This is a genomic window from Pseudomonas sp. St316 (genome assembly GCF_018325905.1).
Taxonomy (GTDB): Bacteria; Pseudomonadota; Gammaproteobacteria; order Pseudomonadales; family Pseudomonadaceae; genus Aquipseudomonas.
Map to the genome: position 1 here is coordinate 2,170,237 of NZ_AP021901.1, position 15,391 is coordinate 2,185,627.

The window sequence follows — 15,391 nt, forward strand, 5'->3', positions numbered from 1 at the left end:
AATACACAGTCATCGCGGGCAAGCCTTGCTCCCACAGACTGGACTGCACCCCCTGTGGGAGCAAGGCTTGCCCGCGATGCTTTTAGAGGCTCTGCAAGGTTTCCAGCAACACCCGAACCTTGGTAATCGACTCCTGATACTCGGCCTGCCAGTCCGAGTCCGCGACAATCCCGCCGCCGCCCCAGCAGCACACCTGCCCATCCTTGACCAGCAAACTGCGGATGGCGATGGAGCTGTCCATCTCTCCGCGCACGTCCAGGTACAGTAACGAGCCGCAATACAGGCCGCGCCGGGTCGGTTCGAGTTCGTCGATGATTTGCATGGCGCGGATTTTCGGCGCGCCGGTGATCGAGCCGCCGGGAAAACTGCCGGCGATCAGGTCCAGGGCGTCCTTATCCGCAGCCAGTTCGCCGGTCACGCTGCTGACCAGGTGATGCACGTTCGGGTAGCTTTCCAGGCTGAACAACTCCGGCACCCGCACCGAGCCAATGCGGCACGTGCGGCCCAGGTCGTTGCGCAGCAGGTCGACGATCATCAGGTTTTCGGCCCGGTCCTTGGGGCTGGCCAATAGCTCGGCGGCGTGGGCCGCGTCTTCGCTGGGCGTTGTACCACGGGGCCGGGTGCCCTTGATCGGCCGGGTTTCCACCTGGCCTTCGCTGACCTTGACGAAGCGCTCCGGGGACAGGCTCAGCACCGCGCCGCCCTCCGGCAGGCTCTGGAAACCGGAAAAGGGCGTCGGGCACGCTGCCCGCAGTGCCTGGTAAGCGGCCCAGGCATCGCCCTGGCAGGGCGCGCGAAAACGTTGGGCAAAGTTGACCTGGTAGCAGTCGCCGGCCTGGATGTACGCCTGGATACGTTCGAACGCTTGTCGATAGGCCTCGGCGCTGAGATCCGGCGTCATGGGGCCTTCAAGGCTGAACGGGGGAACGGGCGCCGGGGGCGGCTGGTTGAACAGTGCGATCAGGCGCTGGCGTTCGCCTTCGCCACAATGGGGGTGGAACACCAGTTGGCTGGTGCCCGCCTGATGATCGCTGACCAAAGCCCAGTCGTATACGCCAAAACGCGCGTCGGGCAGTTGCAGGTCGTCCTTGGCGTGGGACGGCAAGGTTTCGAGATGTCGGCCGAAGTCATAGCTCAAGTAGCCGATCAAGCCGCCGGCAAAGGGCAGTTGCACCGTGGTCGGTAGTTCCGCGTCACCTAGCTGCGTCAGCTGAACACGCAGGCGTTGCAGGAAATCGCTACCGCTTTCGTCCGGCAACACCGCCAGTTGCGCCAGCGGCCAGGCGCTGAGCAGGTCGTAACGCCCGCGTTCGGCACTCGGCCGGCCGCTGTCGAGCAGCACGCTGCCGGGGGCATGACGGATCGCCGCGAAATACTCGGCAGGGTTGGCGCGGTAGGGCAACGGGTGTACGGAGCAGGTTGGCATGGGCGAGGCGGGTCGGCCGTTGAGGCGGGGTGGCGATTGTAATCCCTCTGTAGGATTTGCTCCTAGAGGGATGTCGGAGATGGGTAAGTATGGGGCCGTCGAAAATCTTGGAATGTGAACACCTTGTGGCGAGGGGATAAATCCCCTCGCCACAGGAAGTACCCTGTCCCCAGTCCACACAAGAGGTTGTTCAACCCTCAACCGGCGGAATATGCCCAAACAACTCCTGGGCAAACGCCACGCGCTCTTGCACGGTTTCAACGACGCCCCGTGCCTTGAGTTCTTCCAGGTGGGCTTCCACCGCGTGGGTGCGCAAGGTCAGGCCGCAGTCGTTGGCGATCTGGATGTTCAGCCCCGGCCGGGCGTTCAGCTCCAGGATCAACGGGCCTTTTTCCTGGTCCAGTACCATATCGACGCCGATGTAGCCCAGCCCGCACAGTTCATGGCAACCGGCGGCCAGCTTCATGAAACCGTCCCAGTAGGGCAGTTGCACGCCGTCCACCGCGTTGGTGGTGTCGGGGTGCTTGGTGATGATGTTGTTCAGCCAGGTGCCGCGCAGGGTCAGGCCGGTGGCGAGGTCGACGCCCACGCCGATAGCGCCCTGGTGCAGGTTGGCCTTGCCGCCGGACTGACGGGTCGGCAAGCGCAGCATGGCCATCACGGGATAGCCCATCAGCACGATGATGCGGATGTCCGGCACGCCTTCATAGCTGATGCTCTTGAAGATCTGGTCCGGCACGACCCGATACTCGATCAGCGCCCGGTCACGGTGCCCACCCAAGGAGTACAGGCCGGTGAGGATGCTGGAGACGTGGTGCTCGATTTCCTCATGGCTGATGATCTTGCCGGACACCGTGCGATAGCGGCCTTCGAAGCGGTCGGCGATGACGATGATGCCGTCGCCGCCAGCACCCTGGGCCGGCTTGATTACGAAGTCGGTGCGCCCGCCGATGATCTCGTCGAGCTTGTCGATTTCCTTCTCGGTGGAGATCACCCCATACAGCTGCGGCACATGAATGCCGGCGGCGATGGCCCGTTCCTTGGTGATGATCTTGTCATCGACGATGGGGTACAGGCTGCGCTTGTTGTACTTGAGCACGTAGTCGGCGTTACGCCGGTTGATGCCCATGATGCCCCGAGCTTCCAGGGCCTTCCAGGTCTTCCAGAAGCCGAACATCAGGAGTCAGCCTTGAGGAAGGCCTTGAACCGCACCAGCTCGGTCAGGCGGTAGCCGCGATAACGACCCATGGCCAGCATGAAGCCCACCAGGATCAGGAGGATCGCCGGGAAAGTGAACACGAAGTACACCAGTTCCGGCACGCTCATGATCAGGTGCGCCAGGGACGCGGCGAACAAGGTACCGATGGCGACTTTCATCGCGTGGCCGGCGCCGCGTTCTTCCCAGGTGATGGACAGACGTTCGATGGTCATGGTCAGGATCACCATCGGGAACAGCGCCACCGACAGGCCACGCTCCAGGCCCAGCTTGTGGCTGAACAGGCTGATGGCGGCGATCAGCACCACCACGAAGGTCAACACCACCGAGAGCCTTGGCAACATTTGCAGCTTGAGGTGTTCCAGGTACGAGCGCAGCGACAGCCCCAGTGCAGTGATCACCGTGAACAGGATGATGCCGAAGCCCAGTTGGGTTTCCCGGAAGGCCAGGGCGATCAGCACCGGGGTGAACGTCCCCAGGGTCTGCAGGCCGATCAGGTTGCGCAGCACCAGGATCACCAGCACGCCGATGGGGATCATTACCATGATCATGAACGTCTGCTGGGTCTGCAGGGGCAGGCCATAGAGCGAGTATTCGAGGAAATTGGCGTCGGTGTTCTCGTCCGTCAGCTTGGCCAGGCGAATGGCGTTCATTTCGCTGTTGTTCATGCTGAAGGTGACGGTGGCTTTCTTGCCGCCATCGACGGTGATCAGGTTTTCATCGCCGGTCCACCACAGCAGGCGGTCGGTGGGCAGGCCCTGTTCGCCGGTGTCCGGGTTGAAATACAGCCAGTCGGTGCCGTTGAAGCTGCGCAGCCACAGTTCAGGTGTCTGCGGCTGCTCGGCCACCAGGCGGATGGTGTGGACTTTTTCCACCGGGACGTGGGCGATGGACAGCACCAGTTCGACGATGCGCGCCTTGTTGCTCGACGAGGGATCACCGGCCAGCAGCAGCTTGACGTTGTCGTCGTTGAGGTTGTTGACCCGCTTGATGGCTTCGCTGATGAAGGTCTCGACGTCGGCCGAGTGCTGGCGGATCGGCGCTAGCAGGGCTTCGGCGGCGAGTTTTTCCGGGCCTTCGACGGCGATGCTGTCACGGAAGGTCGGGCCCTTGACCTTGGTTTTCTCGGCGCTGTAGCGCTTGGTCAGCACCAGGCGGTAATAAAGGGTCTGGTTGCCCTTGGCGCGACGGGCCGACCACGTCACCTTGCGGTTACCGTCGACCCGGTTCACCGCCACGCCGTAATTATTGGAAATGAAACTCTCGTTGAGGCTCACGTAGTCGCGGCTCAGGGGCGGCACGAACATCTGGATCTTGACCGGATCCTTGGCATTGGGCACGAACTCGACCTTGGCGTCGATGTTCCACAAGTCGTCGGTGGCGTCTTCAGTGACCGGGATGCCGAGCACGAAAATCTGATAGGCCGTCACCGACAGGCCCAGCACCACCAGGATGGCGATCAGCATTTTCAGATGGAGGGTAAGGGAGCGCATTGGAATTACTCTGCGGTTTGAGCGGCATTGGCGCAGGCGGGTTTGCCGGCAGCGTATTTAAGACTGGGGTCGACCAGCGCGTCGAAGCGCTTGAGCGCCTCGGAACCGATCAGCAACGGGTATTGGAAGGCGCTACGGTCGGTCAGGTTCACTTCGATGCTGCGCAGGGCCGAGCCCATGCAGATGTCCAGTTCGATGACCGGTCGGGCCGTGTATTTCTTGCCTTCTTCCGGGTCGTAGTCACCGGCGCGGCGCTTGATCTTGCTGACCCGGGCCAGCGGACGTTCGATGGGGTGCGAGTGGGCCGCGTCGATGGCCAGGTAAAAGCGCACCCAGGATTCGCCATTGCGCTTGAAGCGCTTGATGTCCCGGGCGCTGAGGGACGCGGTCTTGGCGCCGGTGTCCAGCTTGGCGGCGACCTCCAGGTCGATGCCCTGCAGGGCGGCGTATTCGTTGAGGCCGTACACGGTTTTTTCACCCGCCACGGCAAGCCCTGGCAGGCACATGAAATAAAGAACAGCGGTGAAGGGCTTGAGTGTCATAGATCCTGGTGCGCAGCGTTCCGTTTATCGGTTCAGGCCCTGGCATTACTGCACAAGCTCCCTGGGCAGCCTTCCCTATAAAAGGAGAGCGGCAAATCGCGCGGCATTCTAGCACGGTGGTTTTCTGACGCCACCGCTGGCCGGACGCTACGACGCATTCAAACGAGTGGTTATGTCGAGTGGGCTTATTAGACGATTGTCGACAATGTTGATTTTCTCTTTGACGTTAACGCTGGTATTGGGTAGTTTTTGCCGTATTGATTTGCAAGGTGTCGACAATATGCTCGATCAGCTCGAAACCCCGGTGATGGCTCAGGACGACTCGGAGACCCTGTCCGAGAACGTCTTCCGACGTATCCAGGCCGCCATCGTCAAAGGCGAGATCGCCCCCGGCAGCAAGATCTCCGAGCCCGAGCTGGCGCGTACCTACGGCATCAGCCGCGGGCCGCTGCGCGAGGCCATCCATCGCCTGGAAGGCCAGCGACTGCTGGTTCGCGTGCCCCACGTCGGTGCCCGGGTGGTGTCGCTGAGCCACGCCGAGCTGCTGGAACTCTACGAAATTCGCGAATCCCTCGAAGGCATGGCCTGCCGCCTGGCGGCCGAACGCATGACTTTGGAAGAAATCGACGAGCTGCGCCGCGTGCTGGAAACCCACGAACGCGATGCGGCGTTCCAGGCCGGTGTTGGCTATTACCAGCAGGAAGGCGATTTCGACTTTCATTACCGGATCATCCAGGGCAGCGGCAACCGCACCCTGACACAAATGCTCTGCGGCGAGTTGTACCAACTGGTGCGCATGTATCGCATCCAGTTTTCCACCACGCCCAACCGTCCGCGCCAGGCCTTTGCCGAGCACCATCGAATTCTCGATGCTATCGCCGACCGTGACGGCGAACTGGCTGAATTACTGATGCGCCGGCACATCGGCGCCTCCAAACGCAATATCGCGCGTCATTTCCAGGACAGCGCCGCCACTGAACGAGGTGAGTCATGAGTTCCAGCAAGAGCACGCCAGGCCAGCGTTTCCGCGATGCGGTCGCCACCGAGCATCCGCTGCAAGTGGTGGGCACGATCAATGCCAACCACGCGTTGTTGGCCAAGCGCGCCGGTTTCAAGGCGATCTACCTGTCGGGCGGCGGTGTGGCGGCCGGCTCTCTCGGCGTGCCAGACCTGGGCATTACCGGCCTGGATGACGTGCTGACCGATGTGCGCCGTATCACCGACGTGTGCGATCTGCCGCTGCTGGTGGACGTGGACACCGGTTTCGGTTCCTCGGCGTTCAACGTGGCGCGCACGGTCAAGTCGATGATCAAGTTCGGCGCGGCGGCCATCCATATCGAGGACCAGGTCGGCGCCAAGCGTTGCGGCCATCGTCCGAACAAGGAAATCGTCTCGCAGCAAGAGATGGTCGACCGCATCAAGGCCGCCGTCGATGCCCGTACCGATGACAGCTTCGTGATCATGGCCCGTACCGATGCCCTGGCGGTGGAAGGCTTGGAGTCGGCTCTGGACCGCGCCGCGGCCTGCATCGAGGCCGGTGCCGACATGATTTTCCCGGAGGCCATCACCGAGCTTGAGATGTACAAGCTGTTCGCCAGCCGCGTGAAAGCGCCGATCCTGGCCAACATCACCGAATTCGGCGCGACACCGCTGTACACCACCGAACAGCTGGCCGGTGCCGATGTGTCGCTGGTGCTGTACCCGCTGTCGGCCTTCCGGGCCATGAACAAGGCCGCCGAGAACGTCTACACCGCGATCCGCCGCGACGGCACGCAACAGAATGTCATCGACACCATGCAAACGCGCATGGAGCTTTACGATCGCATCGACTACCACACCTTCGAGCAGAAGCTCGATGCGTTGTTCGCAGCGAAGAAGTAAGGCGCGACTCCCCCTACAAATTCAAGAAAATGGAGACAGCAAATGGCCGAAGCAAAAGTACTCAGTGGCGCCGGGCTCCGTGGCCAGGTGGCCGGGCAAACCGCATTGTCCACCGTAGGCCAGTCTGGCGCCGGCCTGACCTATCGCGGCTACGACGTTCGCGACCTGGCGGCGGACGCGCAATTTGAAGAAGTGGCCTACCTGCTGCTGTACGGTGAGCTGCCGACCCGGGCACAACTCGATGCCTACACCGGTAAGCTGCGCCAATTGCGGGACTTGCCCCAAGCCTTGAAAGAGGTGCTGGAGCGCATTCCCGCCGACGCCCACCCGATGGACGTGATGCGCACCGGTTGCTCGTTCCTGGGTAACCTGGAGCCTGAGCTGGATTTTTCCCAGCAACATGACAAGACCGACCGCCTGCTGGGCGCGTTCCCGGCGATCATGTGCTACTGGTACCGCTTCAGCCACCAGGGCCAACGCATCGAATGCGTGAGCGACGAGCCCTCCATCGGCGGCCATTTCCTGCACCTGTTGCACGGCAAGAAACCGAGCGAGCTGCACGTCAAGGTGATGAACGTGTCGCTGATCCTCTACGCCGAGCACGAATTCAACGCCTCGACCTTCACCGCCCGGGTCTGCGCCTCCACGCTGTCGGACCTGTTCTCCTGCATCACCGCTGCCATCGGCTCGTTGCGCGGCCCGCTGCACGGCGGCGCCAATGAAGCGGCAATGGAAATGATCGAGCGGTTCAGCTCACCCCAGGACGCCATCGAAGGCACCCTCGGCATGCTGGCGCGCAAGGACAAGATCATGGGCTTCGGTCATGCGATCTATAAGGACAACGATCCGCGCAACGAGGTGATCAAGGGCTGGTCGAAAAAACTCGCCGACGAAGTGGGCGACACGGTGCTGTTCCCGGTCTCCGAAGCCATCGACAAGACCATGTGGGAACAGAAGAAACTGTTTCCCAACGCCGATTTCTACCATGCATCGGCCTACCATTTCATGGGCATCCCGACCAAGCTGTTCACGCCGATTTTCGTCTGCTCGCGCCTGACCGGCTGGGCCGCCCACGTGTTCGAACAACGCGCCAACAACCGCATCATCCGACCGAGCGCCGAATACACCGGCGTCGAACAGCGCAAGTTCGTGCCAATCGAACAACGCTGAGCTGGAGGGTTCTAGCCGCCGGAACTGAGTAACCCCGAAACCTTGTGGGAGCGAGCTTGCTCGCGATTGCGCACTGACATTCAACATCGATGTCGACTGTTATACCGCTATCGCGAGCAAGCTCGCTCCCACAGTGGCCGGGGTTGCTTCAAGTCCGGTACCAACCCTTCTGAAACCACCGTGACCCGAGTCCTGACGATGAACACAGAATTTCGCAAACCGCTGCCCGGCACTTCGCTGGATTATTTCGACGTTCGCGAGGCCGTGGATACCATTCGCCCCGGCGCCTACGACGGCCTGCCATACACTTCCCGCGTGCTGGCGGAAAACCTGGTGCGTCGCTGCGATCCGGCCACGCTACGTGAATCGCTGTTGCAGCTGATCGAGCGCAAGCGCGACCTGGACTTCCCGTGGTTCCCGGCCCGCGTGGTGTGCCATGACATTCTCGGCCAGACCGCGTTGGTGGACCTGGCGGGCCTGCGCGACGCCATCGCCTTGCAGGGCGGTGACCCGGCGCAGGTCAACCCGGTAGTGCCGACCCAATTGATCGTCGACCACTCCCTGGCGGTGGAAAGCGGCGGTTCCGATCCCCAGGCCTTCGCCAAGAACCGCGCCATCGAAGACCGGCGCAACGAAGACCGCTTCCACTTCATCAATTGGACCAAGAAGGCCTTCAAGAACGTCGACGTGATTCCACCGGGCAACGGCATCATGCATCAGATCAACCTGGAAAAAATGTCGCCGGTGATCCAGCAGCGTGATGGCGTGGCGTTCCCCGACACCTGCGTGGGCACCGACAGCCACACGCCCCACGTCGATGCCCTGGGCGTGATCGCCATCGGCGTCGGTGGCCTGGAGGCCGAAAGCGTCATGCTCGGCCGCGCCTCGTGGATGCGCCTGCCGGAAATCATTGGCGTCGAGCTGACCGGCAAGCTGCAACCGGGCATCACCGCCACCGACATGGTGCTGGCGCTGACTGAGTTCCTGCGCAAGCAAAAAGTCGTCGGGGCGTGGCTGGAGTTTTTCGGCGAAGGCGCCAGTGCCCTGACCTTGGGCGACCGCGCGACCATTTCCAACATGGCCCCGGAATACGGCGCCACGGCAGCGATGTTCTACATCGACCAGCAAACCATCGATTACTTGAAGCTCACCGGGCGCGAAGACGACCAGGTGCGACTGGTCGAGACCTACGCCAAACAGGCCGGCCTGTGGGCCGACAAGCTCAAGGGCGCGCAATACGAGCGTGGCCTGACCTTCGACCTGTCCTCGGTGGTGCGCAACATGGCAGGGCCTAGCAACCCGCACGCCCGCGTCGCGGTGTCGGATCTGGCTGCCAAAGGCATTTCCGGGCAGTGGGACGATGTGCCGGGGCAGATGCCTGACGGTGCGGTGATCATCGCCGCCATCACCAGTTGCACCAACACCAGCAACCCGCGCAACGTGATCGCCGCCGGCCTGTTGGCGCGCAACGCCAACCGCCTGGGCCTGGTCCGCAAGCCGTGGGTCAAATCGTCCCTGGCGCCGGGTTCGAAAACCGTGGCGCTGTACCTGGATGAGGCGGGCCTGACCAAAGAGCTGGAGCAACTGGGATTCGGCGTGGTGGCGTTCGCCTGCACCACCTGCAACGGCATGTCCGGCGCACTGGACCCGGTGATCCAACAGGAAATCATCGATCGCGACCTGTACGCCACCGCCGTGTTGTCGGGTAACCGCAACTTCGACGGACGCATCCACCCATATGCCAAGCAGGCGTTCCTTGCTTCGCCGCCGCTGGTGGTCGCTTATGCCATCGCCGGGACCATTCGCTTCGACATCGAGAAAGATGTGCTGGGCGTGGTGGACGGTCGGGAAATCCGCCTCAAGGACATTTGGCCGAGCGACGAAGAAATCGACGCGGTGGTCAAGGCCTCGGTGAAGCCGGAGCAGTTCCGTCAGGTGTACATCCCGATGTTCGCCATCCAGGAAGACACCGGGCCGAAAGTCACGCCGTTGTACGACTGGCGCCCGCAAAGCACCTACATCCGCCGTCCGCCGTATTGGGAAGGCGCGCTGGCCGGCGCGCGGCCGCTCAAGGGCATGCGCCCGCTGGCGGTGCTGCCGGACAACATCACCACCGACCACTTGTCGCCGTCCAACGCCATCATGCTGGACAGCGCCGCCGGTGAATACCTGGCGAAAATGGGCCTGCCGGAAGAGGACTTCAACTCCTACGCGACCCACCGCGGTGACCACCTGACCGCACAACGTGCCACCTTCGCCAACCCGAAACTGTTCAACGAAATGGTCCAGGAAAACGGCAAGGTCAAGCAGGGCTCCCTGGCCCGGGTCGAGCCGCAAGGCAAGGTCATGCGCATGTGGGAAGCCATCGAGACCTACATGGAGCGCAAGCAACCGCTGATCATCATTGCCGGCGCCGACTACGGCCAAGGTTCGTCCCGGGACTGGGCGGCCAAGGGCGTGCGCCTGGCCGGTGTCGAGGCAATCGCTGCCGAAGGTTTCGAGCGTATCCACCGCACCAACCTGGTGGGCATGGGCGTGTTGCCGCTGGAATTCAAGCCCGGTACCGATCGCAAGACCCTGGGCATCGACGGCAGTGAAATCTATGACGTGATCGGCGAGCGCACCCCGCGTGCGACGCTGACGTTGGTCATCACGCGCAAGAACGGCGAGCGCGTCGAAGTGCCGGTGACCTGCCGCCTCGATACCGCTGAAGAAGTGTCGATCTATGAAGCCGGTGGCGTGCTGCAACGCTTTGCCCAGGACTTCCTTGAGTCGGCGGTTGCCGTCTAAACCACAGCTGCGGACACCTGGCGTGTCCGCTTGAGGAGCATCATGGCTCACGCACCGCAAATCAGAATACCCGCTACCTATATGCGTGGCGGCACCAGCAAAGGCGTGTTCTTCAGCCTGCAAGACCTGCCCGAAGCGGCCCGCGTCCCTGGCCCGGCCCGGGATGCCTTGTTGCTGCGGGTGATCGGCAGCCCCGACCCGTACGAGAAACAGATCGACGGCATGGGTGGCGCGACGTCCAGCACCAGCAAGACTGTGATCCTGGCCAAGAGCACCCGGGCCGACCACGATGTCGATTACCTGTTCGGCCAGGTTTCCATCGACAAGCCGTTCGTGGATTGGAGCGGCAATTGCGGCAACCTCTCGGCGGCGGTCGGTTCATTCGCTATCAGCAGTGGTTTGGTGGAGGCCAGCCGTATCCCGCAGAACGGCGTGGCCGTGGTGCGGATCTGGCAGGCCAACATCGGCAAGACTATCATCGCCCATGTGCCGATCACTGACGGCGCGGTGCAGGAAACCGGTGACTTCGAACTCGACGGCGTGACCTTTCCGGCGGCCGAAGTGCAATTGGAATTCATGGACCCGGCGGCCGAAGAAGAGGGCGGTGGTGGCGCGATGTTTCCCACCGGCAATCGGGTGGACGATTTGGAAGTGCCCGGTGTTGGCACCTTCAAGGCGACACTGATCAACGCCGGGATCCCGACGATTTTCATCAACGCCCGGGACGTCGGCTACACCGGCACCGAATTGCAGGGCGCCATCAACGGCGATCCCAAGGCGTTGGCCATGTTCGAAACCATCCGCGCTCACGGCGCCTTGCGCATGGGTTTGATCAAACACCTGGACGAAGCCGCCCAGCGTCAGCACACGCCGAAAGTGGCGTTTGTCGCGCCACCGGCGGATTACATTTCATCCAGTGGAAAAGCCGTGGCGGCCGGGGATGTCGATCTGCTGGTACGTGCCCTGTCGATGGGCAAACTGCACCACGCCATGATGGGCACCGCAGCGGTCGCCATCGGCACCGCCGCGGCGATTTCCGGCACCGTGGTCAACCTCGCGGCTGGCGGCATCGAGCGCAACGCGGTGCGTTTCGGCCATCCGTCCGGCACCCTGCGCGTCGGCGCCGAGGCCAGCCAGGTCAACGGCGAATGGACCGTGAAAAAAGCCATCATGAGCCGCAGCGCGCGGGTGTTGATGGAGGGGGTTGTGCGGGTGCCGGGGGATGTCTTCTAACTCGATACTTCAGGAACGACACAAAACCTGTGGGAGCGAGCTTGCTCGCGATGGCGGTGTGTCAGCCGACATCGATGTTGAATGCGCCGGCCTCTTCGCGAGCAAGCTCGCTCCCACAGGTTGGTCGTGCTTGCGCCATCAGTCCGCGGTCAGTGCCGCGACAACCAATCCCACATTGCTTTCCAGTTCCGCAACCGGATCGGTGGTATCGGTGCTCAATATCAGCAACTGGCTGCCGCCCTCACTGATGGCAGCCTTCAGCGCCTCCGACGGCTGGCGATGATGCAGCACCAGCGCCACGTCATTGTCTTTCAACGTGGTGGACAATTGCTTGAGGGCTTCGGCTGTCCAGTCGGCATCGGGTCGGGCATCGGTGCTGATTGCGTCCAGGTTGAGCCCGCTGATCAAGTAGCCGAAATGCTCGCTCAGGCTGACCACGCTCAGGTTGTCGGCGCTGGCGAGGCGTTTTTCGCTGTCGGCGCTGAGTTTGAGCAGGCGCTGCTTGAGGGCCGCCAGGTTGGCGTCGATCTTCGCTTTGTCCGCCGGGGCCAGGCGCACCAGGTCGGCGGCGATCACGTCGGCCATGCGCCCCAGGTTGTGGCTGGCCATCCACGGCTGGCTCGCCAGGCCGTCGGTCATGCCCGGCTGCACGGCGATACCGGGCAGGGCACCGTCCACCGGGCGCGCGGCATCGATTTCGACGATGCGGATATTGCCGCGTCGTGCCATGGGGTACAGCGGATCGTCCGGCCACAGCGAGCGCAGGCCAATCACCCCGTCAGCATCGCTGGCCAGTTTGCTCAAGGCCGGCGCGCCACGGCCGCTGAAGTAGGCGCTCTGCCGGGTGCCGGGAAGATTGGCGGGCGCGGCCCGCTCCAGGCTGACCTCAGTGCCCTTGAGCAAGGCCTCGCCCAATCCGTAGGTGACCGGCAACGATGCCAGCAGACGCACTTTTTCGCTGGCAAATGATGAGGTGACGGCCACGCCGCACAACGCGACGGCCAGGGTCAGTTGTCGCAATGAAAAAACCATTTATCCAAGATTCCCTTTGAGGCTGGGGACAACACCGCGGGCGATGGCGGACAGAGCGAAGGCGATGCCGGCCACCAGGATGATCGCGGCACCGGACGGGATCGGCAGGTCGAACACAATGGGCGCGAGAATTCCGCATAAGGTGCTGGCGGTGGCGATCAGCACTGAACACCAGAAAAAGCCCTTCAATGATTGGCTGAGCAGGCGTGCCGCCGCTGCCGGGATTACCAGCAACGCGCCCACCAGAATGGCGCCGATGACTTTTACCGCCGCCACGGTGATCAGCGTCACCAGGACCACGAACAAGTAGTCCAGGGGCTTGACCGCCACCCCGCGTACTGCCGCCAGTTGCGGGTTGAAGCTGGCGAGCATGATGCGGTTATAGAGCGGCAAGGCCAGGGCCATCACCAATGAGCCGACCACCGCCAGCACCAGCAGGTCGTTGCCATTGACCGTCAGCACCGAACCAAACAGTACGTTCTCCAGGATGTGCACGTTGATCTTGCCCGCCAGGATCAGCAGCAGGCTGGCACCCAGGGCCAGGGACACCGACAGGAAGACGCCGATCAGCGTGTCCGGCGCCAGGCCGGTGCGGTTGCGCAGGTAATTGAGCAGGATGCCGAACAACAGGCAGTAGCCGAACAGGCTGCCGTAAGGCCCGGTGTAGGGTTCGCCGAGCAGGATGCCGATGGCCACGCCGGTCAGCGCCGCATGACCCACCGCCTCGGAGAAAAACGCGAAACGCTTGACCACCACCAGCGTGCCGAGGCCGCCCAGCACCGGGCCGATCAGCAGCCCGGCCAGCAACGCATTGACCACGAATCCGTAGGCCAGCGCTTCGGGCAGGTAACCGGCCGAGGCCCAGCCCTGGACCATCAAACGAAAGGCTTCGTAACTCATCTGGCGGCGCTCCCGTTCGTGCGTGGATGGGTGGAAAACAACGTCAGCAAGCGTTCCGGGGTCAGGGCCTGGCGGGGTGGGCCGTCGAACAGCACCCGGCGGTTCAGGCCGGTGACACGGTCGGCCAGGCGCCCGACGGCTTCCAGGTCATGTTCGATCCACAGCACGGTGATTCCGGCTTGGCGCCAGTCCTGCAGCAACCGTTCGAACACCTGGATGCCGGCCTCGTCCAGGGCCGACATCGGTTCATCCAGCACCAGCAATTGTGGCGTGGGGATCAATCCCTGGGCCAGCAAGACCCGTTGGCGCTCGCCGCCGGACAGCGCGCCCATGCGCCGCTTGCGCTTGTCCTGCATGCCGACTCGCTCCAGGGCCTGTTCCATGGCGCCGGCGTAGTGCTTGCTCAAGCCGAGAAAGGCCGGCCGCCGCTGACACATCGCCGCCATGAAATCGTCCACCGTCATGGGCAGACCCCGGTCGAACTCCAGCGCCTGGGGCACGTAGCCGATCACACCGGGCTCGCCCGGCCATTGCAGGCTCAAGCGGCCCTGGTGCGGCATCTGCCCGAGCAAAGTCTTGATCAGCGAACTCTTGCCGCCACCATTGGGGCCGACCAAGGCATGGATGCTGCCGGGCTCCACCTGAAATGCCACGCTGTCGAGGATGGTCGTACGGCCCAGGTTCAGGCTGACGTCGGCGAACTCAATCAAGGGACCGACGGGGTGCAGGATGAGGGTTTCCTGAACGGTCATGCGCCAGACTCCTGGATGGCCCGGACCACGGTGTCGAGGTTGCCGGCCATTTCCTTTTCGTACTTCTCGGGGCTGTAGTCGCCGTAGGAAATGTGTGAGAGCGGGTACAGCTTCACGCCCGATTCACGCTGGATGGTGTCGACGTAGGTGGACGGGAAATCCATCTCCGAGAAGATCACCTTCACGTCCAGTTCGCGCAGTTGGTCGATGGTTTTCTTCAACTGGCTGGGGCTCGGTTCGATGCCATGGGCCGGCTCGACCACGGCGGTCACTTCCAGGCCGAACTCGCGCAACAGGTAGTCGTAGGCGGCATGCACCGTGGCGACCCGCAACTCGGCATTGGGGGCCTGGGTCAGTTTCGCCAGGGCGGCGGCGCGCATCTGCCGCAGGCGCTTGCCGTAGGCGCGGGCGTTCTGGGTGTAGGCCTTGGCGTTGTCCGGGTCGAGTTTGCCCAACTCCCGGGCGATGTTATTGACCTGGGCAATGGAGGCGCTGATGGACAGGAACGTGTGCGGGTTCACGACCTTGCCCGCGCCACGGGCCGCCGTGCCGGTGGCAGCCAGCAGGGGCACGTTTTCATTGGCCTCGATCACTTTCACGTTCGGGGTTTCGCTGGCGGCGATCATGCGGTCGGCGAAGTCGTCGTGCCCCACGCCGTTGAGCACGATCACGTCGAGGCCGCTGATGCGCTTGATGTCCTCGGCCCGAGGTTCATAGGCATGGGGGTTGAAACCGGCCGGGATCAGCGGCACGACCTCGGCCTTGTCGCCGACGATGTTGGCCACATAGCTGTAATAAGGATGCAGGGTGATGCCGATGCGCAGGCGCTTGGCTGTTTCGGCGTACGCCTGCGAGGTGAACAGGCAGGCCAGCAGGCCGATCAGCAGCAGGCGCAGCAAGGGGCGGCGTTGGGATGCAATAGGCATGGGCAAACGGTCTTCTCTCGAATGAAGGCG

At 63.0% G+C, this 15,391-nt stretch carries 13 protein-coding genes; 5 read left to right on the top strand and 8 right to left on the bottom strand.

Translation table 11 applies throughout. From position 1 onward, the window contains the following. Positions 1-82: 82 nt before the first annotated feature. From pabB to rloA, 4 genes are all read right to left on the bottom strand, one after another. On the bottom strand, positions 83-1,426 hold the full coding sequence (pabB, locus tag KI237_RS09905; RefSeq protein WP_212799661.1) for an aminodeoxychorismate synthase component I: 1,344 nt from the start codon (positions 1,424-1,426) through the stop codon (positions 83-85). Positions 1,427-1,616: 190 nt separating this feature from the next. After that, positions 1,617-2,603 carry an alpha-L-glutamate ligase-like protein gene (locus KI237_RS09910; protein WP_212799662.1) on the bottom strand — a complete coding sequence of 329 codons (987 nt, stop codon included), beginning with the start codon at positions 2,601-2,603 and terminating at the stop codon, positions 1,617-1,619. Then, entirely contained in the window at positions 2,603-4,135 is a 1,533-nt protein-coding gene (gene rloB, locus KI237_RS09915) for an osmotic stress tolerance membrane protein RloB (protein ID WP_212799663.1), read from the bottom strand. Before rloB ends, KI237_RS09910 begins: the two co-directional genes overlap by 1 nt. Positions 4,136-4,140: 5 nt before the next feature. Then, positions 4,141-4,677, bottom strand: coding sequence for a retropepsin-like aspartic peptidase RloA (gene rloA, locus KI237_RS09920; protein ID WP_018600248.1), 537 nt, complete (start codon positions 4,675-4,677; stop codon positions 4,141-4,143). Between the two features lie 280 nt (positions 4,678-4,957). On the opposite strand from rloA, the gene KI237_RS09925 reads away from it, so the two are divergent. The 5 genes from KI237_RS09925 to prpF all read left to right on the top strand — a co-directional run bounded on the left by KI237_RS09925 (position 4,958) and on the right by prpF (position 11,751). Further along, entirely contained in the window at positions 4,958-5,671 is a 714-nt protein-coding gene (locus KI237_RS09925; protein ID WP_003204063.1) for a GntR family transcriptional regulator, read from the top strand. Next, positions 5,668-6,558, top strand: coding sequence for a methylisocitrate lyase (prpB, locus tag KI237_RS09930; RefSeq protein ID WP_003204061.1), 891 nt, complete (start codon positions 5,668-5,670; stop codon positions 6,556-6,558). Before KI237_RS09925 ends, prpB begins: the two co-directional genes overlap by 4 nt. A 42-nt stretch (positions 6,559-6,600) precedes the next feature. After that, positions 6,601-7,728, top strand: a complete 1,128-nt coding sequence (prpC, locus tag KI237_RS09935) for a bifunctional 2-methylcitrate synthase/citrate synthase (RefSeq protein ID WP_212799664.1) — start codon at positions 6,601-6,603, stop codon at positions 7,726-7,728. Positions 7,729-7,926: 198 nt separating this feature from the next. Continuing rightward, on the top strand, positions 7,927-10,518 hold the full coding sequence (acnD, locus tag KI237_RS09940; protein ID WP_212799665.1) for a Fe/S-dependent 2-methylisocitrate dehydratase AcnD: 2,592 nt from the start codon (positions 7,927-7,929) through the stop codon (positions 10,516-10,518). A gap of 42 nt (positions 10,519-10,560) precedes the next feature. After that, complete coding sequence (gene prpF / locus KI237_RS09945; RefSeq protein WP_212799666.1) at positions 10,561-11,751, top strand: 2-methylaconitate cis-trans isomerase PrpF; 1,191 nt, start codon at positions 10,561-10,563, stop codon at positions 11,749-11,751. Between the two features lie 138 nt (positions 11,752-11,889). On the opposite strand, the gene KI237_RS09950 is transcribed toward prpF, so the two are convergent. The 4 genes from KI237_RS09950 to KI237_RS09965 are packed head-to-tail and all read right to left on the bottom strand — an operon-like array spanning position 11,890 to position 15,361. Further along, on the bottom strand, positions 11,890-12,783 hold the full coding sequence (locus KI237_RS09950; protein WP_212799667.1) for a metal ABC transporter solute-binding protein, Zn/Mn family: 894 nt from the start codon (positions 12,781-12,783) through the stop codon (positions 11,890-11,892). Further along, positions 12,784-13,683: a metal ABC transporter permease gene (locus KI237_RS09955; protein ID WP_212799668.1), complete on the bottom strand. Its 900-nt coding sequence runs from the start codon at positions 13,681-13,683 to the stop codon at positions 12,784-12,786. Continuing rightward, on the bottom strand, positions 13,680-14,435 hold the full coding sequence (locus tag KI237_RS09960) for a metal ABC transporter ATP-binding protein (protein ID WP_212799669.1): 756 nt from the start codon (positions 14,433-14,435) through the stop codon (positions 13,680-13,682). The genes KI237_RS09955 and KI237_RS09960 overlap by 4 nt, the downstream gene beginning before the upstream one ends. Further along, the gene (locus tag KI237_RS09965) at positions 14,432-15,361 is read right to left on the bottom strand and encodes a metal ABC transporter solute-binding protein, Zn/Mn family (protein ID WP_212799670.1); all 930 of its coding nucleotides are present in this window, start codon (positions 15,359-15,361) and stop codon (positions 14,432-14,434) included. The genes KI237_RS09960 and KI237_RS09965 overlap by 4 nt, the downstream gene beginning before the upstream one ends. Positions 15,362-15,391 lie beyond the last annotated feature (30 nt).